The organism is Pseudomonas berkeleyensis, from assembly GCF_014109765.1.
Lineage (GTDB): Bacteria > Pseudomonadota > Gammaproteobacteria > Pseudomonadales > Pseudomonadaceae > Aquipseudomonas > Aquipseudomonas berkeleyensis.
The window spans coordinates 3,462,523-3,484,815 of record NZ_CP059139.1 but is presented as its reverse complement, the minus strand read 5'-3'; the positions used below and the strand labels follow the sequence as shown (position 1 = coordinate 3,484,815).

Below are 22,293 nucleotides of genomic sequence, written 5' to 3'. Positions count from 1 at the left end.
GGCTGATCGCCATTCCATAACAAGAAATTTCAGGCCGTTGTATGAGCCACGATTTGAATCAGCTACGCAAATTCGTTTCCCCCGAGATCATCTTCGGCGCCGGCTCCCGGCATAACGTCGGCAACTACGCCAAGACCTTCGGTGCACGCAAGGTGCTGATAGTTTCCGATCCCGGTGTGGTCGCGGCCGGCTGGGCTGGCGATGTCGAGGCCAGCCTGCAGGCTCAGGGCATCGCCTACTGCCTGTACACCAGGGTATCGCCCAACCCGCGCGTGGAAGAGGTGATGGAAGGCGCCGAGCTGTATCGCAGCGAGGGTTGCAACGTCATCGTTGCGGTCGGCGGCGGTAGCCCGATGGACTGCGCCAAGGGTATCGGCATCGTGGTTGCTCACGGCCGCAGCATTCTCGAATTCGAAGGCGTGGACACCATCCGTGTGCCGAGCCCGCCGCTGATTCTGATCCCGACCACCGCCGGCACCTCGGCCGACGTGTCGCAGTTCGTGATCATCTCCAACCAGCAGGAGCGGATGAAGTTCTCCATCGTCAGCAAGGCCGTGGTGCCGGACGTGTCGCTGATCGATCCGGAAACCACCCTGAGCATGGATCCGTTCCTGTCGGCCTGCACCGGTATCGACGCCATGGTGCATGCCATCGAGGCGTTCGTCTCCACCGGTCATGGCCCGCTGACCGACCCGCACGCGCTGGAAGCCATGCGCCTGATCAACGGCAACCTGGTACAGATGATCGCCAACCCAGGTGATATCGCTCTGCGCGAGAAAATCATGCTCGGCAGCATGCAGGCCGGCCTGGCGTTCTCCAACGCGATTCTCGGTGCGGTGCACGCCATGAGCCACAGCCTCGGTGGCTTCCTCGACCTGCCGCACGGCCTGTGCAATGCCGTGCTGGTCGAGCACGTGGTGGCGTTCAACTACAGCGCCGCACCGGAGCGTTTCAAGGTCATTGCCGAGACCCTCGGCATCGACTGCCGCGGGCTCAATCACACGCAAATTCGCCAGCGCCTGGTCGAGCATCTGATCGCCTTCAAACATGCCATGGGGTTCCGCGAGACGCTTGGCCTGCATGGCGTCAGCACCTCGGACATTCCGTTCCTCTCCAGCCACGCGATGGATGATCCATGCATCCTCACCAACCCGCGTGAATCGACCCAGCGTGACGTCGAGGTGGTCTATGGCGAGGCGCTCTGACGAAGCGCTGGCCGGGCTGCTGGGGCTCGGCAGCCAATCGGCGCGCAAGAGCCACTATCCCGAACTGCTGGCGCGTCTGGAGGAGCTGGAAACCGAGCGCAACCGCTATAAATGGCTGTTCGAACACGCCGTGCACGGCATCATCCAGGCCAGCCTGCAGGACGGTGTACTGGCGGCCAATCCGGCGATGGCGCGCATGCTCGGTTACGACGACCCGCAACAGGTGCTGTGGTCGCTGGGCGATCTGGCCCGGCACCTGTTCGTTGGCGGTTTCGACGAACTGGAAGTAATTCGCCAGCGACTGAGCCAGGGCCAGGCATTGCTTGGCTACGAGACGCGTTTGCGCCGGCGTGACGGCAGCACTATCGACGTGCTGATGAACCTGCTGCTCAAGCCCGAAGGCGAGGGCGTCTTCGAAGGCTTCGTCGCCGACATCACCGAGCGCAAGCAGGCGCAGCAGCGCCTGCAACAACTCAATGACGAACTGGAGCGCCGCGTTGCCGCGCGCACCTTCGAGTTGCTCGAGTCCAATCGCAACCTGCAACGACAGATCGAAGAGCGCGAGCGTATCGAGTTGGCTCTGCGCGAAGCACGCGACGCCGCCGAGGCGGCCAACCGCAGCAAGGACAAGTACCTGGCAGCGGCCAGTCACGATCTGCTGCAACCACTCAATGCCGCACGTTTGCTGATTTCCACTTTGCGTGAGCGTGAATTGCCGAGTGCCGAGCAGAACCTGGTCGAGCGCAGTCACCTGGCGCTGGAAGGCGCCGAGGATCTGCTGGCCGACCTGCTGGATATTTCCAAGCTGGATCAGGCCGCGATCAAGCCGGATCTCGATGTCTATCGCCTTGAAGAGCTGCTCGCGCCGCTGGCGTCCGAGTTCGAAAGCGTAGCCTCGGCCAGTGGCTTGCGCCTACGGGCGCGAATTGCCGGTTATGCGGTGCATACCGATTTCCGCCTGCTGACGCGCATCTTGCGCAACTTCCTCAGTAATGCCTGCCGTTACACCGAGCGTGGCGGGGTGCTGTTCGGCGCGCGGCGGCGTGGCGCTTTCGTCGAACTGCAGGTGTGGGATAGCGGGCGAGGGATCGCGGCGGATCAGCTCGACACGATCTTCCTTGAATTCAGCCAACTGGAGGTCGGGCGGGCGGCCGAGCGCAAGGGCGTTGGCCTGGGCCTGGCCATCGTCGAGCGTATCGCGCGCATGCTGGGCTACCCGGTACAGGTGCGCTCGCTGCCGGGGCGCGGTTCGGTCTTCAGCATTCGTGTGCCGTTGGCGCAGGAGGCACCACGACGCCAGGTGCAATCCGTGGCGCAGCCGCTGCTGGGGAATCCCTTGCCGGGTCGGCGCTTGCTGGTGGTCGATAACGAAGTGGACATCCTGCACAGCATGGCCGCACTGCTCGGCCAATGGGGCTGCGAAGTGATCACGGCAGTCGATCTGCCCGAGGCCTTGCAGCGGCTGGAGGGCAGGGCGCCGGAGGTGATCCTGGCCGATTTCCACCTCGACCATGGCGTGCTCGGTTGTCAGGTGATCCAGCAACTGCGTGACGAATTCTCCAGACCGATCCCGGCACTGATCATCAGCGCTGATCGCAGCGATGCCTGCCGTCGTGATCTGCAGGCTTTGGGTGCGACGCTGCTGAACAAGCCGGTCAAGCCAGGCAAGCTGCGTGCGGTGCTCAGCCAGCTTTTGATGGAAACGTGAACGGCTGCGGATCGGTGGAGTGAACCTGAGCGATTTTGATGCTGTCTATCGGCTACCTCGTCCCTCAGGAGATAACCACAATGACAATTTCCATGAACCCCGTTATGCGTCGTCTGGCCGCGATTACCGCGCTGTTTCACCTGTTGCTGGTGGTGCAGATTCCTGCTGCGAATGCGGCGATGGTCGGCACTCACGAGGTGATCGCCGAGCAGCAACACAAGGTGGATCAGGAGCAGTTGATGGCTATGCTCGATGACGAGCAGGTGAAGGAGAAACTGGTATCGATGGGCGTTGACCGTGATCAGGTCGAATCGCGTATCGCCAGCCTGACCCCGGCCGAACTGGCGCAGTTCAACCAGCAACTGGATCAGGCACCAGCCGGTGCGGGTGTGGTCGGCATTATCGTGTTGTTTCTGGTGATCTTCATCATCACTGATATGCTGTGCGCCACCAACATTTTCAGTTTCGTTAAATGCATAAATCGCTGATTCGCCTCTGCTGCATCGCATCGATCGTTCTACTCACAGCCTGCGCTCGCTCTCCGGTGTTATCACCGGTGGGCGAGCGTTTGCCTGAGCGGGTGGAGCTCACCGACGTTCCCTTCTTTCCCCAGGATGCCTACCAGTGCGGACCGGCGGCCTTGGCTACCATGCTCAACCAGCGTGGTGTGCTGACCACGCCTGGTGCGCTCAAGGACAAGGTCTACATCCCCAGCCGTGAAGGCAGTTTGCAGGTGGAGATGGTCGCCGCCGCGCGCAATCACGAAATGCTGGTGTACCCGTTGCAGCCGCGTCTGGAGGCTGTATTGGCCGAAGTGGCCGCCGGCAATCCGGTGCTGGTGCTGCAGAACCTGGCGTTCGACTTCTACCCGCAGTGGCACTTCGCGGTAGTGGTCGGTTACGACCGCCGTGAGCGCACGTTGATTCTGCGTTCGGCGACTACGCGCCGGCTCGAAGACAGCTTCAACAGTTTCGACAGAACCTGGGCGCGCGGTGGGCGCTGGGCGGTGGTGACCCTGCCGCCGGAGCGCCTGCCGGCACAGGCCGACCTGCATGTCTGGATGAAGGCTGCCAACGACCTTGAGCAAACCGGTAATACCCAGCCGGCGCGACGGGCCTATCGCCGTGCCGCCGAGGCCTGGCCGGAGCAGGCGTTGCCCTGGTTCGCCCTGAGCAATAGCCGTTATGCCGATGGTGATCGCAAGGGCGCCGAGCAAGCGTTGCGTGAGAGCCTCAAGCGTGAGCCGGGTTTTGCTGCGGGTTGGTTCAACCTGTCGCAAGTACTGGGTGAGCAGGGTTGTGCTTCTGAGGCGCAGCAGGCGCAGGCCTGTGCGCAACGTCTGGCACCGGAGGATTCACGATTCGCTGAGCCGCTCAAGGCCGGCGGTTCTGGTGGGCAATGTCAGGCCTTGCCGGCCTGTCCGTGATGCAAATGAAAACGGCGCCCTTGGGCGCCGTTTTCATTTAATGCGTCGCGTTAGAGCCTGTTCAAAGTCTCGCGAGCTAGAGCCAGGCAAGGCGAAATCGAGCGAAGACGCGCAGTTTACGAGCTGTAAATGAGCATTCTGAGCTTGATTTCAACGCTGCATGGCCGACGCGCAGCAGACTTTGAACACGCTCTTAGACACCCAGCTTGTCGCGCAGCGTGTAGTACCAGGCGCCAATGGCGCTGAACGGTACCTGGAACAGGCGACCACCAGGGAAGGGGTAGTGCGGCAACCCGGCAAAGGCATCGAAGCGCTCGGCCTGACCGCGTAGCGCTTCGGCCAGCACCTTGCCGGCCAGGTGGGTGTAGGTCACGCCGTGGCCGCTGCAACCCTGGGAGTAGTAGATGTTGTCGCCGATACGGCCCACTTGCGGCAGGCGCGACAGTGTCAGCAGGAAGTTGCCGGTCCAGGCGAAATCGATCTTCACGTCCTTCAACTGCGGGAAGGTCTTGAGCATTTTCGGCCGGATGATCGCCTCGATATTGGCTGGATCGCGCGCGCCGTAGACCACGCCACCGCCGTAGATCAGGCGCTTGTCGCCGGTGAGACGGTAGTAGTCGAGCAGGTAGTTGCAGTCCTCCACGCAGTAGTCCTGCGGCAGCAGGCTGGCTGCGACCTCATCGGACAGCGGCTCGGTGGTGATCACCTGAGTGCCGCATGGCATCGATTTGGACGCCAGCTCCGGTACCAGGTTGCCCAGGTAGGCATTGCCGGCGACCACGACGAACTTGGCCTTGATGCGACCTTCAGGGGTGTGCACCACCGGGTTGGCGCCGCGCTCGATACGAGTTGCCGGGGACTGTTCGTAGATCACGCCACCTAGCGACTCGACAGCGGCGGCTTCACCGAGCGCCAGGTTCAGCGGGTGGATATGGCCGCCGCTCATGTCCAGCATGCCGCCGACATAGTTGTCGGTGGCGACGACTTCACGAATTCGCTTGCTGTCCAGCAGTTCCAGTTGGGTGTGGCCGTAGCGCTCCCACAGTTTTTTCTGCGATTCCAGATGGCCCATCTGCTTGCTGGTCAGTGCGGCGAATACGCCACCGTCCTTCAGGTCGCACTGGATGTCGTACTTGGCGATGCGCTCACGGATGATGCGGCCGCCCTCGAAAGCCATCTGCCCGAGCAATTGCGCCTGCTTGGGGCCGACCGTGCGTTCGATCACGTCGATATCGCGGCTGTAGCTGTTGACGATCTGGCCGCCGTTGCGGCCCGATGCGCCAAACCCGACCTTGGCCGCCTCGACGATGCTGACCTTGAAACCGTTCTCCAGCAGGAACAGTGCAGTGGACAGGCCGGTGTAGCCCGCACCGATGATGCACACATCGGTTTCCACCTCACCTTGCAGGGCAGGGCGTTGCGGGACGGGGTTGGCTGAGGCGGCGTAATAGGATTGTGGATATGCCGTGTGCGCCATCTTGAACCTCTGTTCTTTATTTTTTACGAATGATTCGATGCTACCTGAGTTGAAAATGGCCGGCTAGTGTCCGTGCAAAATATTCAACGATCCGATTTCGATAAAAAATTGGCCTATTTCAGTGAGTTAGCGAAAAAACCTGTTGACGGCCAAAAAGATCTGCGTAGAATGCGCACCCATCGAAGGCACATAGCTCAGTTGGTTAGAGCACCACCTTGACATGGTGGGGGTCGTTGGTTCGAGTCCAATTGTGCCTACCAAATCGATAAAAAGGGGTCGCTGAGCGACCCCTTTTTTATTGCCCGGTTTTGTCGGGTGATGGTTAAGGTTTTTCGTGATTGTTTGTGCGGCCGCTTGTCAGGACTCAGGCTTTCTGAAAGCATCCGCACTCTTTACTTCCAGTGACTCTGGTTCGGACGGGTTGGCCCTCGGGCTCCTGCCATCGTTAGGTGGGTATACCGCTGAATCGCTTCCTGGCTCATCCCAACCCACGTGACCTTTGGTAGGGGTCACCACTAGGAGAGGAGGCGCCATGCCCATCATTACTCTTCCCGACGGCAGTCAACGTTCGTTCGATCATCCGGTATCCGTACTGGAGGTCGCTCAATCCATTGGTGCGGGTCTGGCCAAGGCCACCCTGGCTGGCAAGGTAAACGGCAAGCAGGTCGATGCCTGTGACGTGATCGATACCGATGCCACCTTGCAGATCATCACGCCGAAAGACGAAGAGGGGCTGGAGATCATCCGCCACTCCTGTGCTCACCTAGTTGGGCATGCGGTCAAGCAGTTGTACCCGAACGCCAAGATGGTGATCGGTCCGGTCATTGACGAAGGCTTCTATTACGACATCGCCATCGATCGCCCCTTCACTCCGGAAGACATGGCGGCCATCGAAAAGCGCATGGCTGAGCTGATCGACAAGGACTACGACGTCATCAAGAAGATGACGCCGCGTGCTGAGGTCATCGAGCTGTTCAAGTCGCGTGGCGAGGAATACAAACTGCGCCTGATCGACGACATGCCGGATGAGCAGGCTATGGGTCTGTATTTCCATGAAGAGTACGTCGACATGTGCCGCGGCCCGCACGTGCCGAACACGCGCTTTCTCAAGGCGTTCAAACTCACCCGTATTTCCGGCGCCTACTGGCGCGGGGACTCGAAGAGCGAGCAGCTGCAGCGGGTTTATGGCACTGCCTGGGCTGACAAGAAGCAACTGGCTGCCTATATCCAGCGCATCGAAGAAGCTGAAAAGCGCGATCACCGTCGCATCGGCAAGCAGTTGGATCTCTTCCACCTGCAGGAAGAAGCGCCGGGCATGGTGTTCTGGCACCCCAATGGCTGGACTGTCTATCAGGTGCTGGAGCAATACATGCGCCAGGTGCAGCGTGAGCACGGTTATGTGGAGGTGCGTACGCCGCAGGTGGTCGATCGCATTCTGTGGGAGCGCTCCGGTCACTGGTCCAACTACGCCGAGAACATGTTCACCACGGCCTCGGAGAATCGCGACTACGCCGTCAAGCCGATGAACTGCCCGTGCCACGTACAGATCTTCAATCAGGGCCTGAAGTCCTACCGCGACTTGCCGCTGCGCCTGGCTGAGTTCGGTGCCTGTCACCGTAACGAGCCGTCCGGTGCGCTGCACGGCATCATGCGCGTGCGTGGCTTCGTGCAGGACGACGCGCACATCTTCTGCACCGAAGAGCAGGTGAAGAAGGAGGCGGCCGACTTTATCAGGCTGACCTTGCAGGTATATGCAGACTTCGGTTTCACCGATATCGCCATGAAACTGTCGACTCGCCCGGTCAAGCGTGTGGGTTCCGACGAGTTGTGGGATCGTGCCGAGGGGGCGTTGGCTGAAGCGCTGAACGAATCCGGTTTGGCCTGGGAATATCAGCCGGGCGAGGGTGCCTTCTACGGCCCGAAGATCGAGTTCACCCTGCGCGATTGCCTGGGGCGTAACTGGCAGTGCGGTACGCTGCAGTACGATCCGAACCTGCCTGAGCGTCTGGATGCCAGCTATATCGCCGAAGACAACAACCGCAAGCGCCCGGTCATGCTTCATCGCGCGATCCTCGGTTCCTTCGAGCGCTTCATCGGTATGCTGATCGAGCACTACGCCGGATCTTTCCCGGCTTGGCTCGCTCCGACCCAGGCGGTGATCATGAATATCACCGACAAACAGGCCGATTTTGCTCGTGAAGTCGAGAAAACTCTCAATCAAAGCGGTTTTCGTGCCAAGGTTGACTTGAGAAACGAAAAGATCGGCTTTAAAATCCGCGAGCATACCTTGCTCAAGGTTCCCTATCTCTTGGTTATTGGAGATCGGGAGGTCGAGACTCGATCCGTTGCTGTCCGTACCCGTGAAGGCGTCGATCTGGGCTCTCTGCCCATCGAGCAGTTCGCCGCACAGTTGCAGCAAGCGGTTTCCCGGCGTGGTCGCCAAGATTTGGAGTAATAACTATTAAGCGTGAAATGAGACAGGACAAGCGGGCCGCCCCTAAGGCGCCGATCAACGAGAACATCACCGCTCGTGAAGTCCGCCTAATCGGCGCAGACGGCGAGCAGGTTGGTATTGTTTCGATCGATGAGGCATTGCGCGTGGCTGAAGAAGCCAAGCTGGATCTGGTAGAGATCTCTGCTGATGCGCTGCCACCCGTTTGCCGCATCATGGACTACGGCAAGCACCTGTTCGAAAAGAAAAAGCAGGCTGCTATCGCCAAGAAGAATCAGCACCAGCAGCAGATTAAAGAAATCAAGTTTCGTCCAGGGACGGAAGAAGGAGATTACCAGGTAAAACTACGCAACCTGGTACGTTTCCTTGAAGATGGGGACAAGGCCAAGGTATCGCTTCGATTCCGTGGCCGTGAGATGGCTCACCAGGAGCTGGGTATGGAGCTGTTGAAGCGGGTCGAAGCTGACCTCGCCGAACTCGGCACCGTTGAACAGCATCCTAAGCTGGAAGGACGCCAGCTGATGATGGTCATCGCTCCCAAGAAGCGTAAATAACCTCCCGGGCACTGGCAGGCCTGATGGTTATCAGTTGTTAATGAATGCGGAGTACTAAACATGCCAAAAATGAAAACCAAGAGCGGTGCTGCAAAGCGCTTCCTGAAGACTGCTACAGGCTTCAAGCACAAGCACGCTTTCAAGAGCCACATCCTGACCAAAATGTCCACCAAGCGTAAGCGCCAGCTGCGTGGCAGCTCGCTGATCGGCCCGTCGGACAAAGCTAAAGTCGAGCGCATGCTGCGCGTTCGTTAATCGGTCAAGATACTTAGAGGTAATTACTCATGGCTCGTGTTAAGCGTGGCGTTATCGCTCGTGCTCGTCACAAAAAAATCCTGAAGCTCGCCAAGGGCTACTACGGTGCGCGTTCGCGCGTGTTCCGCGTCGCCAAGCAGGCGGTGATCAAGGCAGGCCAATACGCCTACCGTGACCGTCGTCAGCGCAAGCGTCAGTTCCGTGCACTGTGGATCGCTCGTATCAACGCCGGTGCTCGCGTCAACGGTCTGTCCTACAGCCGTCTGATCGCTGGCCTGAAGAAAGCGTCGATCGAAATCGACCGTAAGGTTCTGGCTGATCTGGCAGTGAACGAAAAAGCGGCGTTTGCTGCGATTGTCGAGAAAGCTAAGGCCGTTCTGGCTTAAGTCCCCCGACAATCACCGGGTTCGCCCGGTGGCAACGTCAAAGATAGGGGAAGAGCCTTAACAGCTCTTCCCCTATTTCGTATCTGGAGTCTGTAAATGGAAAATCTGGATGCATTGGTCTCCCAAGCGCTTGAGGCCGTGCAACAAAGCGAAGATGTCAATGCCCTGGAACAGCTCCGGGTTCAGTACCTTGGCAAGAAAGGCGAACTGACCGCCCTGATGCAGACTCTGGGCAAGCTGTCGGCCGAAGAGCGTCCGCAAGCTGGCGCCCTGATCAACACTGCCAAGAACCAGGTGCAAGACGCACTGAATGCCCGCAAATCCGTGCTTGAGCAGGCCCTGCTCGCCGAGAAGCTGGCCTCCGAGCGCATCGATGTGACTCTGCCGGGCCGTGGCCAGGCCTCTGGTGGTCTGCACCCGGTTACCCGCACGCTGGAGCGTGTCGAGCAATTCTTCACTCATATTGGTTACAGTGTCGCCGAGGGCCCGGAAGTCGAAGACGACTACCACAACTTCGAAGCGCTCAACATCCCCGGCCACCACCCGGCGCGGGCGATGCACGATACCTTCTATTTCAACGCGAACATGTTGCTGCGCACCCACACCTCACCGGTGCAGGTGCGTACCATGGAGTCGCAGCAGCCGCCGATCCGCATCGTTTGCCCTGGCCGTGTCTATCGTTGCGACTCCGATATCACCCACTCGCCGATGTTCCACCAGGTCGAAGGCCTGCTGGTCGACGAGGACATCAGCTTCGCCGACCTCAAGGGCACCATCGAGGAATTCCTGCGGGTGTTCTTCGAGAAGCCCCTGGGCGTGCGCTTCCGTCCGTCCTTCTTCCCGTTCACCGAGCCGTCGGCCGAAGTCGACATGCAGTGCGTGATGTGTAGCGGCAAAGGCTGCCGCGTGTGCAAGCAGACCGGCTGGCTGGAAGTGATGGGCTGCGGCATGGTGCACCCGAACGTGCTGCGCATGAGCGGCATCGATCCGGAAAAATACTCCGGCTTCGCCTTCGGCATGGGCGTCGAACGCCTGGCCATGTTGCGTTATGGCGTCAATGACTTGCGCCTGTTCTTCGATAACGACCTGCGGTTCCTGGCGCAATTTCGCTAGCAACAGCCCCCTCGTGATCGAATTCGTTTAAGGAGAACAGACAACATGAAATTCAGTGAACAGTGGCTGCGCAGCTGGGTGAACCCCGACGTATCTCGCGAGGATCTGGTCGCGCGCCTGTCCATGGTCGGCCTCGAGGTTGATGCAGTGCAGCCGGTTGCCGGCGCCTTCAGTGGCGTGGTGGTCGGTGAGATTGTCAGTGCCGAGCAACATCCGGACGCCGACAAGCTGCGCGTGTGCCAGGTGAGCAATGGTGCCGAGACCCTCCAGGTCGTTTGCGGTGCGCCCAATGCCCGTGTCGGCATCAAGATTCCGTTTGCCATGATCGGTGCCGAGCTGCCGGGCGATTTCAAGATCAAGAAGGCCAAGCTGCGTGGCGTGGAATCCCAGGGCATGCTGTGCTCGGCCTCCGAGCTGCAGATCAGCGAAGACAACAGTGGCCTGATGGAGCTGGCGGCCGATGCGCCAGTGGGCAGCGACATTCGCGCTTACCTGCAACTTGATGACGCCAGCATCGAGATCGGCCTGACCCCTAACCGTGGTGACTGCCTGTCGCTCGCCGGTCTGGCCCGCGAAGTCGGTGCCATGTACAGCGCTGTAGTTTCGTCAGTTGCTATCGATGCCGTTGCGCCTAGTCATGATGAAGTGCGCCCGGTCGAGGTGCTGGCACCCAAGGCTTGCCCGCGTTACCTCGGTCGTGTTGTGCGTAACGTCGATCTGTCTCGTCCGACTCCGCTATGGATGGTCGAGCGCTTGCGACGTTCCGACATCCGCAGCATCGATGCGGCGGTGGACATCACCAACTACGTGATGCTCGAACTGGGTCAGCCAATGCATGCCTTCGACCTCGCCGAGATCAATGGCGGCGTCCGCGTGCGTACGGCGGAAGAGGGCGAGAAGCTGGTGCTGCTCGACGGTCAGGAAGTCAGCCTGCGAGCCGACACACTGGTCATTGCTGATCACAGCCGTGCTCTGGCCATCGCGGGGGTGATGGGTGGCGAGCACAGTGGTGTGAGCGAGAAGACTCGCGACCTGTTCCTGGAGAGCGCCTTCTTCGACAATATCGCTGTTGCCGGCAAGGCCCGCTCCTATGGTTTGCACACCGATGCCTCGCACCGCTTCGAGCGCGGTGTGGACTCGCAACTGGCACGCAAAGCGATGGAGCGCGCTACTGCGTTGCTGTTGGAGATCGTCGGCGGCGAAGCCGGCCCGATCATCGAGGTCAGCAGTGCAGCCGATCTGCCGAACGTGGCGCCGATCACTCTGCGTGCCGAGCGCATCAGCCAGATGCTGGGTATGGATATGGACGGCGCTGAGGTCGAGCGTCTCCTCTCCGCGCTAGGCCTGGATGTAAGTGCTCAAGGCGCAGGTCAGTGGCTGGTCAAGGTGCCGAGTCATCGCTTCGATATCAGCCTGGAAGTGGATCTGATCGAAGAATTGGGGCGACTGTACGGCTACAACCGTCTGCCGGTGCGCTACCCGCAGGCCCGTCTGGCGCCACAGGCCAAATCCGAGGCGCGTGCTGAGCTGCCTGCTCTGCGTCGCCTGTTGGTCGCCCGTGGTTACCAAGAAGCGATCACCTATAGCTTCATCGATCCCAAGCTCTTTGAGCTGTTCACTCCAGGTGTCGAGCCGCTGCAACTGGCCAATCCAATCTCCACCGACATGGCTGCCATGCGTTCCTCGCTGTGGCCGGGTCTGGTCAAGGCGTTGCAGCATAACCTCAACCGTCAGCAGTCACGTGTGCGCCTGTTCGAGAGCGGCCTGCGCTTCGTTGGTCAATTGGACGGCCTGCAGCAGGAAGCCATGCTCGCTGGTGTGATCACCGGTAGCCGTCTGCCCGAAGCCTGGGCCAACAGCCGTGAGAGCGTTGACTTCTATGACCTCAAGGCTGATGTCGAGGCGCTGCTGGGTTATGCCGGTGCGGCCGATGCGTTCAGCTTCGTGCCGAGCGAGCATCCTGCTTTGCACCCGGGCCAGACCGCTCGCATCGAGCGGGAAGGGCGCCTGGTCGGCTTCATCGGTGCTCTGCATCCGGAACTGACCAAGACCCTGGGGCTGGATCAGCCGGTGTTTCTCTTCGAGTTGGTGTTGGCGGAAGTCGCTGCTGGTCGTATGCCCGCTTTCAGCGAGCTCTCGCGTTTTCCCGAAGTGCGCCGTGACCTGGCACTGCTGGTTGATCGCGAGCAGCCGGCCGAGGCTGTGCTGGCGGCAATCCGTGAAACGGCGGGGGAATGGCTGACGGACCTCAAGCTATTTGACGTCTATCACGGTAAAGGTATTGATCCGCTTAGAAAAAGCCTTGCCGTTGGCTTGACCTGGCAACATCCATCGCGCACTCTTAATGATGATGAGGTGAGTACTACTACGCAAAATATCCTCACCTGCCTCGAACAAAGGTTCAACGCCACGTTAAGGAAGTAGCGTATGGGGGCTCTGACGAAAGCTGAAATGGCGGAACGTCTGTATGAAGAGCTCGGCCTGAACAAACGAGAAGCCAAGGAACTGGTGGAGCTGTTTTTTGAAGAGATCCGCCAGGCTCTTGAGCTGAACGAACAGGTCAAGCTGTCCGGGTTCGGCAACTTCGACTTGCGCGACAAGCGCCAGCGACCCGGCCGTAATCCGAAAACAGGGGAAGAGATTCCAATCACGGCTCGCCGTGTGGTCACTTTTCGTCCAGGGCAAAAATTGAAAGCCAGGGTCGAGGCCTATGCTGGAACCAAGTCATAACGACGAACTACCGGCAATTCCCGGCAAGCGCTACTTCACCATTGGTGAGGTGAGCGAACTCTGCGCGGTCAAGCCCCACGTTCTACGTTACTGGGAACAGGAATTCCCACAGCTGAATCCGGTAAAGCGGCGGGGCAACCGTCGCTACTACCAGCGTCAGGATGTGCTGATGATCCGACAGATTCGTGCGCTGCTCTATGATCAGGGCTTCACCATCGGTGGCGCGCGTCAGCGCCTCTCTGGTGATGAAGCCAAAGACGACACTACCCAGTATCGCCAACTGATCAAGCAGATGATTGCTGAACTCGAGGATGTTTTGCACGTGCTGAAGAAGTAAGCTTAAGAAAAAGTTGCCTTATTTCAAAAGCTTAATGTATAGTTCCTCCCGCTTTCGGTCACCCGTAAGCATTGTCGGGGCGTAGCGCAGCCCGGTAGCGCACTTGCATGGGGTGCAAGGGGTCGAGTGTTCGAATCACTCCGTCCCGACCAAAAAACCCTAAAAAATCCAGTCACTTAGCGGTGACTGGATTTTTTTATGCCTAGTGATTTTGCGATGCCTTGGATTTTTGTGCCACTTTTTGTGCCACCGCTGAAGAATGGCGCGGCGGGAAGGCGTAAAGGACCTTAGCTCTCCTACTGTAGGAGATGAGTTTGGTTTAGAGCGCTGGCGGCTAACGGCCAAAATTATAGAGATCAGCTGATAGTGTCAGCAGCTCCAGGCACTCATTTGGTCAGGTCTCCGGTAGCATCTATTGTGTACATTTTGGGCGCTGGGCTTCGTAAACAAGGTGCTGCAAGGATGCGAAATGAATGATTTGGTGGTTTTGCCTACCCCCAGCAATCTCTTTAGGGCATTGCTAACAGCTACTGGTTACCGCCCCTTTCTGGAAAGCAAAGGATTGGGTCGGGATATCGATCATCTAGCCCTCGAAGAACGTCCGGCTGGTAACTTCAACTTATTGGAGAACTGCCAAGCTCAATGGCTACGGGCCATTCGGGATGATGCTGGGGCGGACTGGAGCAATCTGATCGAGTCGGCCTGGATCAGGTACGGCAAACTGCTGCGCTCACTGGCGCGAAAGGTAGATACCACCGGGATGATTCAGGATCGCGCACGGTCTGCCATCTTTAGGATGTTGGTAATCCCTGAGATCTCGGGCTTTGTTCGCCGCATACATCAGGAATTACCGTTACCGGATATGCGGCAGTGGTGGGATTCCCCCTTTGCCTCCTGGCTTATCGCTGCACAGCAAATAAGCTCACTTTCTGCACAACAATTGTTGGCGCGGCTTGCCAATCACGCGGATCTGGACGAGCGCACTCTAGAACGCTGGCAGCAGGGTAACGCTATCGGTAAAAGCCTGTGGCCGTACCGCGATACGGTTATGGCACTCGTCGGCGAGTGCCAATTGCCCCGCCAGCAGATAGAGCGACTATCCGGTTGGCTGATCATGGTGGTCGCAATACAGTCATTGCCCGCCGATCTGCGCGACACAGTCAAACGCGACTTTTTTATGCAAGGCCAGCTGCCTCTAAGGACAGAGGAGCAGTTCATTGTCTTACTGAAGCGTGAGGCAGCAGACTGGCATAGCCTGCCTATACGTGACCAGATTGCTCCTGTACTCAACGCCATCCAACGTCTGTTTGCCAATGCAGTGGAAAACCACAAGGCCATCCGTGATCGCCTTGACTGGCTTCGCTCGCTCTGTGAGCGCACCTCACCTGAGGTCTATACGGCCCATGAGTATCTTTGGCGCTGGTTCTCGGCAAGGTTGGCCGCAAATCTTGGCGAGAAGGACAATGCGCTAAAGCTCTACGCAAGCGCATGCCATGCGGCTTGGTGGCGGGCTGGGTCACACCAGCATCCGCTTATCCATGAAGCTTTGTGCTACGCCGTTGGCGTGGGTGATCAGGTTCAGGCAAACCACTACTGGGACAAATGTTTTTTGCTGGGTTTGAACAACCCACCCAAGCGAGAGCTGGATGAACAGGCAATGCGCCTAATCTCCTTTGAGTTTGAGCGACTGTTTGCGCCACAAAAGGCTACGCAGCGAATCCCGCCGGCCATGCGTTATGTAGTTGGTCCGTTTGTCCTATCACCCAAGGATCTGGCAAACCCAAACCGAAAGCGCGCCCAGTCCGATGGACGCGTCCGCTATACGCCGTTGATGGATGCAGTCCTGATGGGGACGCTTGAAGATGTCAAAGAGCTTGCTCTGGCAGGCGGGGATCCAAATGTTTTCATCCCGGAATCAGGCGAAAACGCCCTGATCATGGCGCTGCGTCGAGGACATGACCGAAAAGATCCCGAAATTCTGCAGTATCTGCTGAGCTTGGATATCGCTCCAGAAACTGCAAACCGGTCAGCTTCCAGCAAGCGGGAGACGCCATTACAGATCGCCATGAATATGGCTGATGCAAAAGTTGTTGGGCGACTCATATCGCTTGGCGCTGATATGGAGCTGCCTTGCTTCAACTCCCCAAGCGCTCTGGTTTATGCCATGGCACTGCTTCATGACAGTGTCCATGTAAATGATCCTGCGCAGTTGAGAGCCTACCTGGAAGGGCGCGTTCCGGCCGATTCTTTCGATGCCAAGAACGGTGCCATTCTGGATTGTGAGCTACCGGCTCAACGCCTTGATGTGCATGCGATGCTCGTTGACCCGCAAAAGAAGCTCATTTTCGAGGCTGTAAAGCAGCATTACAGCCGGACCACCGATGAGCGTCGTGAGGTGGTCATGACATTATTGGACAAGAAAGCAGATCCAAATCGACGCTACCCAGACTTTAACGGCCATCGCCACCTCTGGACGCCTACATTGTTCGCAGCGCAGTTGGGTGATCTTGATGTACTCAAAGCCATGATCGCGGCTGGTGGAAACCCTTGGCTTTCACTGGACGAGGACCGCCCCGGTGATGAGAGGAATGCGCTTTGGGTCGCAGTCAGTTACAAGCGGCAAAGGGTGATCGAGTACTTGCTGACGCTGCTGCCTGAGCACGCCACAAACTGACGATACATTTTTTGATTTTTCTTTCGGCTGGCTGTCGGGCTTCGAAAGTCACCTCTGCTGCATCGTGCGCACAAAGCCACGCACCAGAGGAACCACCATGTACTTCAGTAAGAACAAGGACATCAACAAACTCGTATTGGACCTGCTTCAACTTGGCTGGAGCTATGCAAAAGGCCGGCACTATAAGCTCTTTCCGCCCAATGGCTGCGGCATGGTTATTGTGCCTAGCACGCCCGGAGATTGCCGCGCATTCCAGAACTTCCGCCGTGATGTAAGGCAACGCTTACGTGGCCACGCTGAGCGATACCGGCACGCCAGCCAGGAGTTGACGCCATGAGGCCGGTAATCTTGGTTTCATTGGATTGGCGTCGGCCGCAGGACGGTAAAACCGGATTAGGGATCGCTTCTATCGCTGCGGCTTTGCGCGCAGCCGGTGCGTCATTTCAGATTGTCGACGCACAAGTGAACAGCACTTCCTTCTCACTGGCACAGGTGCAGGCCCGTTTGCTGCAGGCCATTAGACAGGCCGGCCCTGGCTGCCTGGTTGGCTTCGGTACCTTTGTCTGGAACGACGCAGAGGTTCGCGTCCTGGCTCATTCGATTCAGGACACTGGGGCAGAGGTTGTCCTTGGCGGACCGCAAATTTCCTATATGGCCAAGGGCCAATTGGAAAGCAAATATCCGCTAGTAAGGTATTTCGTTCGTGGCCAGGGCGAGATGGCCATGGTTGCACTGGCCAGCGGTACCACACCCGATGACTGTGGCATCCATATCGCCGGCACCACCGATCTGGGCCGCAAAGCAGATCACGATCTGTTGACCTTACCCTCACCGTACCTGCTGGAAACAGCTGATTTACAGAGCAGTATTCGTTGGGAGACTCAGCGCGGCTGCCCGTTCAGGTGCTCGTTCTGCCAGCACCGCGAGCCAGGCATACGCCTCAAGCACCAATGGTTTGATGGCCATCGGCTGGAGAAAGAGCTCGCGATGTTTGCTGCTGCGAAGGTAAAGCGCATCTCGGTGCTGGATCCGATTTTTCACAATGATGCCAAGCGAGCCATTCAGATCCTAAACAGCGCTAAAGCGGCGGGTGTAACTGCGCACCTTTCTCTGCAATGCCGCTTCGAGACCTGTACCCCGGAATTTCTGGATGCGCTTGAGGGACTCAATGTCACCCTGGAGTTCGGTCTGCAGACCACCGTAGAGGCCGAGTACCGGGCGATCAAAAGGCCCAACCGTCTGGATATCATCTGCAGCCGAATCCGTCAGTTACATGAACGGCAAATAGACTTTGAGGTTTCACTGATTTACGGCTTGCCCAATCAAACATTAGACAGCTTCCGTAGCAGTGTTGATTGGTGTGTGCAGCGGCGGGTGCCTCGGATAAGGGCCTGGCCACTGATGTTGCTCAGGGGGACACCACTATACGAGCAGAAACAGCTCTATGGATTCAAGGAAAGCGATGACCAGGCTATTCCCATTGTAGTCGCCAGCAATAGTTTCTCTGAAACGGAATATACCGAAATGGCTCGTATCGCCAAGCTGCTGGAGGAGAACTGAAATGGCTGGGTTTGTTGCTATTGAGGGCCTCGACGGCGTGGGAAAATCTACGATTATGAACAGACTGGCCGAGCGTTTTTCGGGCCACGCAATGAGTACCCCTGGACCCGCATTGCGTAGTGGCCGCCCAGCTATTCTGGAGGCATTTGCCCATGATGAACTTGCCAAGGCGCTGTTCTATGCGGCCAGCGTTTCCAGCGAAGGGAGGCATGCACGCAGCCTGGTTGAACGTGGCGAGTGGGTGTTTATGGATCGCTACTGGGCCTCGACACTGGCCTACGCAAAAGCTCGTGGTGTATCGGCTGATCTGGGGGCGCTGAGCAAGAGCCTGCCCCAGCCAGATATCACTATCCTGCTTGTGCTCGACGAGCCTGAGCGACAACGACGACTAAGCGCTCGCGGCGCAACCGCAGAAGACATGGAAACACTTGATCCAGGCTTTCGTGAGTGCGTGCTTGAAGAGCTAAGGTCGCATGCAGACATTTCCGTTGATGTTACTTCCTTTACTGCGGAAGCTTTGTCCGTCGAGTTGGAACAAAGAATTAGGCAACTGCCGTTCTGCTTATCTGACAGACCTGAATAGCCCCTGCAATTGCCACCCTGCGAAAAGAGCTTGCTCAATCGATACGAATATTGCAGTGCTACGCTAGATCTTGTTGACGCGGTCTCACTCGGAAGTTTTGTTGATGTGGCTGACTTTTGTCACGTGTTTTGTCGATTTCGCTTGAGGGTATCAATTTGCTTTAAAAGCATCTCAATGCTAGCGGCTTGTTTGGATATTATCCCCTGTAATAAGCCAGTGTCGTTTTGTGCGGATAGAAAAATGTCACTTGCGTTTGGTTGGGGTTTGATTTCGACCCTTTCTAATGTTTTGAAGTGATCCAGAAGAGGTGTTGTTTTTGGCTTTATTATATTTGTTGAGATGATTTCAGTTTGTCTGCAGTGGATAAGGGATATCATAACTTCAATGGTGTCTTTCAGCTTGTGCTTTCCCTTTAACTCCATTAGTTTTTCGTGAGAATCATGAGAGATGCTGCATCCGATGCTTTTTGAGTGCTTTCTATTTAAATAGGAAGACCATCGACTTTTTAATTTGCTGAACTCTTTGTTGGTTAAGATTTTAATTTCAAATTCTATCGCAATCCAGGCAGCCTTCTCTTTTTCTTTTAAAGATTTCTTTTTTATATCTAGGTTGAGGTTTGTAAAAGAGGTTCTATTGTTTTTTTCCTTTTTGATCTCTTTAGCAACTGAGTCAATTTCGTCTAGATGAAGTTGCATTTTATAATCACGTAGCAGCCACTCCATTAGCTCGCCTCTCTTTTTTCGTTGGCTGTCGATCCAGGCTAAGCGTTCTGTTTCCTCAAGCATTTGCATCTCCTTAATTTCATAAATCTATTCTATTTATTTTTTTAATTAATTTTTTCTATTGAACGTTTCACTTGAGAATTATAGGTCACAAGTGAAATCACAAGTGATTTTTAGGCAGCGTTTATCCTGATATTAATTGGGGTATAGTTCAAGCTTTTTATAGATGTTAAATCCAGGATAAAGTACTGTCTAAATTGATCCGATTTTCTGCAGGAGAGCAGCATGAACGCTAGGCTTTATCAGGTTTTTTCGGCCTTAAGAGGAGTGGAACCCAAGGCGCGTTACCTTGCCTACCTCATGCTTGAAAGAGGACTGGTTGCCGATGGAGAGGTGTGGGACGGCGGGGTGGCTAAGCTTGCTGAGGCGGTCGGATATAGCAAGACCGGAGTGAGCCAAGGCCTTAAAGCCTTGGTGAGCCATAGGGCCTTTACTAAAGGTAAGAAGAAGACGCTTGGGCGTCCGGTAGAAACTTACCGATTGAACATAAAATTTAAGGCGCCGAAGGGATTGGCTCTAAGTGAGACGGTCTGTCTAAAGATTCTGAGTTCAGAGTCAGGAGTGTTTAGTCAGTTGTCGGTTACAGAACGATGTCTGCTGGCACAGCTGTGGGTTGCATCAGGGGAGACGAAGGGCCGACCTTCAACATTAGTGGGGGCGTCGGTGCTGATACGTGTAAGCGCTGTTACTCTGGCTGAAGATGTTGGCCTTCATGAGTCTACCGTGCGACGATTGCTTTCAATGTTGGATGATGAAGGCTTCATTTCTTGTGTAAATACGGATTTTCCGAAAGGTAAGATTTTATCTAAGGAGAATGTTTATTTTTTACTGGGTCCATCAACAATTAAAGATTTTTCTGTTGAGCATGTTTCAATAATGGATATTCCAGGGGTTTTAGGCTGGTTTGCCGGGAATGGTGGCTCAGGTTTCGATGAGTTGAGGAGAGTGTGTGGATTTAATATGAGTAGTGCTAAACATCGTTATGCTGACTTACAATTGCTGAGGCTAGATGATGCTGCGTTTAGGCGCTATCTCTTTATCTGTCTATGTGTTGCGCTCTCGAGTGAGATAGCTGAAGTAGAGGGGGAGCTGAAAAGAGTTATTGGGGGTGTGCTAAGAGAGTTTTTTCAAATGGATGACATAGACTCTGTTATACCGAGTGAGGGCGGTTTAAAAGATTCTAGTTTGATTGAAGTGCTTTTAGAACGGGTGGCGATTCAATTGCAAGGCGAGGTTTTGCAGCTGTTTTCCACGAAAGGTATTTTTAGGGAGGAGTCACTTCTTGGGGTGAGTTGCTATCCGGTTGGGCGCCCGGGGATGGTAAGGTTACAGGTTAATTCGATATACTCAAGTCACTCCGCTTTAAGGGAGTGACTGTTGGTTTGCTGGGTTGAGTGGTGTTGATAACTTCAGAGTGAAAACTTAGACTTTATTTGTCTGTTTTATACGTCAGGCTTATGCCTGCTCTGTTATGGCGGTCAGGCGTATGATGGGCAACGTTGGTTAGTTAATATTTAGTAGTGACGTATGAGCAAATTAACGCTCTACAGATAAGTCGGTTCTTGTGAGACTAATCACAGGGACACGTCTCATGTTCAAGACACCTCCAAAAAACTCCATCGAATGGCTAGGCCTGCCAATCCAGATGGAGCATGACCAATTGCACTTACACTACCTGAATCGTATCCATCATTTGCTTATGTGGTGCTTAGCTGAGCACCCTAGATGGACTGTCATACGTGTTGACCTACACAGCCCAAAGAGTTGCAGCATTTCAGAAAACGCGATTACACGTTTCATCGAGTCTATAAAGGCCCAGCTTAAGCACGCTCAAGGGGTTAAACAATCTGCTGGTAAGCGAGCTTATGACCCAATGGTGCGTTACGTCTGGGTGCGTGAATGGAACGAAGCTGACCAACCACATTTTCATTTGGCCATATTGCTCAATCATGACGCCTATTTTTCGCTAGGAAATTACGGGCGCTTGGGTGATGGGGATCGGGACTACGACGAGATGTTGTCTGGGCGTATCTGTAAGGCGTGGGGTGTCGCGCTGAGTATCGACTGGAGGCAAGCACGGACGGGTGTTCACTTTCCGGAGTGCCCTACTTCTGCGCTGATGCGCCGTGGGCCGCGATCAAGTCTACAGCTCTATGGTGTCTTCTACCGTCTCAGTTATTTCGCCAAGTTGCAGACTAAACGGTACGGCGATGGAGAGCGGAACTTCGGCATGAGTCAATTACGCCGCATTCAAGTTACACAGGAATGAGCCATCTCATGGGACAAACCAATGGAGTTTCAATCATGAGACTGATTCGACTGAAAGAAGTAATGCAGGTAACGGGGCTGGCTCGCTCGACCGTCTACAAGTACATCGCGGAAGAGGCCTTTCCGAAACCAGTCTCCTTGGGGGAGCGATGTGTCGGCTGGGTAGAAGATGAGGTGCAGGACTGGGTTGTTGCTAAAATCCAAGAGCGCAATTTGGCAAAGAGTGCTGCAGGGCGGCCAGATCGGCTGAGGTTGGCTGGCTAGATACCATTTGACCAATGGACAGATTGCCAAACGGCCGTCGTAATTGAAGAGTCTCTACAGCTTGGCCTCGAAGCTATGCGGTCTGACGCAAAAAAAATCCCTCAGGAGAGCTGAGGGATTTCAGAAGCTTTCAAGTGCTATTGGCTCTTTACGACAATTACATAAACAATCCAAGCCAGTATTGGGTCAATTATCATCCCGAGAATGAACCAGATCCAGAATGACCTTCCGTTTGCTTTGGCGGTAAACCCGAGCACTATGGCCAGGGTGATCCAAAGTATGACTATCAGCATTAGTTACACTCCATTTTTTAATTATGCCGATGTTTTTTCATCTGCATGATTGAGCATTTCGCCTCAGCAAGTGAGGTAAACATCTGGCACTTTCTGTGACGAAAGGGGGGCGGTACTGGGCGGGTTTTTCCAACGAGCAAGCCATTTGAGATGAATGGCAACCCTTAAGGTTGAGTCTCGACTTTATGGGTCCTTCATGTCAACAGGTTGTGACACGACCATCTGG

21 protein-coding genes and 2 tRNA genes are annotated in these 22,293 nt (G+C 56.1%); 21 read left to right on the top strand and 2 right to left on the bottom strand.

Features of this window, described 5'->3' with window-relative positions:
• Positions 1-41 precede the first annotated feature (41 nt).
• The 4 genes from ercA (at position 42) to HS968_RS16145 (ending at position 4,339) form a co-directional block, all read left to right on the top strand.
• A complete protein-coding gene (gene ercA, locus HS968_RS16160) occupies positions 42-1,205 on the top strand; it encodes an alcohol dehydrogenase-like regulatory protein ErcA (RefSeq protein WP_106742482.1) in 1,164 nt (387 codons plus the stop codon).
• Positions 1,189-2,913, top strand: a complete 1,725-nt coding sequence (locus HS968_RS16155; RefSeq protein ID WP_182367147.1) for a hybrid sensor histidine kinase/response regulator — start codon at positions 1,189-1,191, stop codon at positions 2,911-2,913. Before ercA ends, HS968_RS16155 begins: the two co-directional genes overlap by 17 nt.
• An 80-nt stretch (positions 2,914-2,993) precedes the next feature.
• Positions 2,994-3,401: a PA2779 family protein gene (locus HS968_RS16150; RefSeq protein ID WP_036998373.1), complete on the top strand. Its 408-nt coding sequence runs from the start codon at positions 2,994-2,996 to the stop codon at positions 3,399-3,401.
• The gene (locus tag HS968_RS16145; RefSeq protein WP_407681634.1) at positions 3,386-4,339 is read left to right on the top strand and encodes a PA2778 family cysteine peptidase; all 954 of its coding nucleotides are present in this window, start codon (positions 3,386-3,388) and stop codon (positions 4,337-4,339) included. Before HS968_RS16150 ends, HS968_RS16145 begins: the two co-directional genes overlap by 16 nt.
• A gap of 193 nt (positions 4,340-4,532) precedes the next feature.
• Here the strand turns inward: HS968_RS16145 and HS968_RS16140 are convergent, their stop codons facing one another.
• Positions 4,533-5,816, bottom strand: a complete 1,284-nt coding sequence (locus tag HS968_RS16140) for an NAD(P)/FAD-dependent oxidoreductase (RefSeq protein ID WP_182367145.1) — start codon at positions 5,814-5,816, stop codon at positions 4,533-4,535.
• A gap of 183 nt (positions 5,817-5,999) precedes the next feature.
• Here HS968_RS16140 and HS968_RS16135 point away from each other — a divergent pair.
• The 14 genes from HS968_RS16135 (at position 6,000) to HS968_RS16070 (ending at position 18,460) form a co-directional block, all read left to right on the top strand.
• A tRNA-Val gene (locus HS968_RS16135) sits at positions 6,000-6,076 on the top strand.
• Between the two features lie 272 nt (positions 6,077-6,348).
• Positions 6,349-8,271, top strand: coding sequence for a threonine--tRNA ligase (gene thrS, locus HS968_RS16130; protein WP_182367143.1), 1,923 nt, complete (start codon positions 6,349-6,351; stop codon positions 8,269-8,271).
• On the top strand, positions 8,271-8,822 hold the full coding sequence (infC, locus tag HS968_RS16125; RefSeq protein WP_170965280.1) for a translation initiation factor IF-3: 552 nt from the start codon (positions 8,271-8,273) through the stop codon (positions 8,820-8,822). The genes thrS and infC overlap by 1 nt, the downstream gene beginning before the upstream one ends.
• 60 nt (positions 8,823-8,882) lie before the next feature.
• The gene (gene rpmI / locus HS968_RS16120) at positions 8,883-9,077 is read left to right on the top strand and encodes a 50S ribosomal protein L35 (RefSeq protein WP_003461222.1); all 195 of its coding nucleotides are present in this window, start codon (positions 8,883-8,885) and stop codon (positions 9,075-9,077) included.
• 29 nt (positions 9,078-9,106) lie between these two features.
• Positions 9,107-9,463, top strand: coding sequence for a 50S ribosomal protein L20 (gene rplT / locus HS968_RS16115; RefSeq protein ID WP_003243409.1), 357 nt, complete (start codon positions 9,107-9,109; stop codon positions 9,461-9,463).
• Positions 9,464-9,559: 96 nt separating this feature from the next.
• Positions 9,560-10,576: a phenylalanine--tRNA ligase subunit alpha gene (pheS, locus tag HS968_RS16110; RefSeq protein ID WP_104730333.1), complete on the top strand. Its 1,017-nt coding sequence runs from the start codon at positions 9,560-9,562 to the stop codon at positions 10,574-10,576.
• A 45-nt stretch (positions 10,577-10,621) separates the two neighbouring features.
• Entirely contained in the window at positions 10,622-13,000 is a 2,379-nt protein-coding gene (gene pheT / locus HS968_RS16105) for a phenylalanine--tRNA ligase subunit beta (RefSeq protein ID WP_182367142.1), read from the top strand.
• A 3-nt stretch (positions 13,001-13,003) separates the two neighbouring features.
• Positions 13,004-13,306, top strand: coding sequence for an integration host factor subunit alpha (gene ihfA / locus HS968_RS16100; RefSeq protein ID WP_003243414.1), 303 nt, complete (start codon positions 13,004-13,006; stop codon positions 13,304-13,306).
• On the top strand, positions 13,287-13,643 hold the full coding sequence (locus HS968_RS16095) for a MerR family transcriptional regulator (protein ID WP_013716019.1): 357 nt from the start codon (positions 13,287-13,289) through the stop codon (positions 13,641-13,643). The genes ihfA and HS968_RS16095 overlap by 20 nt, the downstream gene beginning before the upstream one ends.
• 75 nt (positions 13,644-13,718) lie before the next feature.
• A tRNA-Pro gene (locus tag HS968_RS16090) sits at positions 13,719-13,795 on the top strand.
• Between the two features lie 317 nt (positions 13,796-14,112).
• A complete protein-coding gene (locus HS968_RS16085) occupies positions 14,113-16,317 on the top strand; it encodes an ankyrin repeat domain-containing protein (RefSeq protein WP_182367140.1) in 2,205 nt (734 codons plus the stop codon).
• A 97-nt stretch (positions 16,318-16,414) separates the two neighbouring features.
• Positions 16,415-16,654 (top strand): phosphoribosylglycinamide formyltransferase, encoded by a 240-nt coding sequence (locus HS968_RS16080; protein WP_182367138.1) that lies wholly within the window; start codon positions 16,415-16,417, stop codon positions 16,652-16,654.
• Positions 16,651-17,877, top strand: a complete 1,227-nt coding sequence (locus tag HS968_RS16075) for a B12-binding domain-containing radical SAM protein (protein WP_182367136.1) — start codon at positions 16,651-16,653, stop codon at positions 17,875-17,877. Before HS968_RS16080 ends, HS968_RS16075 begins: the two co-directional genes overlap by 4 nt.
• 1 nt (position 17,878) lies before the next feature.
• Entirely contained in the window at positions 17,879-18,460 is a 582-nt protein-coding gene (locus HS968_RS16070) for a dTMP kinase (RefSeq protein ID WP_182367134.1), read from the top strand.
• A 119-nt stretch (positions 18,461-18,579) separates the two neighbouring features.
• Here the strand turns inward: HS968_RS16070 and HS968_RS16065 are convergent, their stop codons facing one another.
• On the bottom strand, positions 18,580-19,245 hold the full coding sequence (locus HS968_RS16065; protein ID WP_182367133.1) for a hypothetical protein: 666 nt from the start codon (positions 19,243-19,245) through the stop codon (positions 18,580-18,582).
• A 222-nt stretch (positions 19,246-19,467) separates the two neighbouring features.
• On the opposite strand from HS968_RS16065, the gene HS968_RS16060 reads away from it, so the two are divergent.
• The 3 genes from HS968_RS16060 to HS968_RS16050 all read left to right on the top strand — a co-directional run bounded on the left by HS968_RS16060 (position 19,468) and on the right by HS968_RS16050 (position 21,774).
• On the top strand, positions 19,468-20,616 hold the full coding sequence (locus HS968_RS16060) for a hypothetical protein (RefSeq protein WP_182367131.1): 1,149 nt from the start codon (positions 19,468-19,470) through the stop codon (positions 20,614-20,616).
• A gap of 217 nt (positions 20,617-20,833) precedes the next feature.
• Complete coding sequence (locus tag HS968_RS16055) at positions 20,834-21,511, top strand: inovirus Gp2 family protein (protein WP_182367129.1); 678 nt, start codon at positions 20,834-20,836, stop codon at positions 21,509-21,511.
• A 35-nt stretch (positions 21,512-21,546) separates the two neighbouring features.
• Positions 21,547-21,774 carry a helix-turn-helix transcriptional regulator gene (locus tag HS968_RS16050; RefSeq protein WP_061242393.1) on the top strand — a complete coding sequence of 76 codons (228 nt, stop codon included), beginning with the start codon at positions 21,547-21,549 and terminating at the stop codon, positions 21,772-21,774.
• The last annotated feature ends 519 nt before the right edge of the window (positions 21,775-22,293 follow it).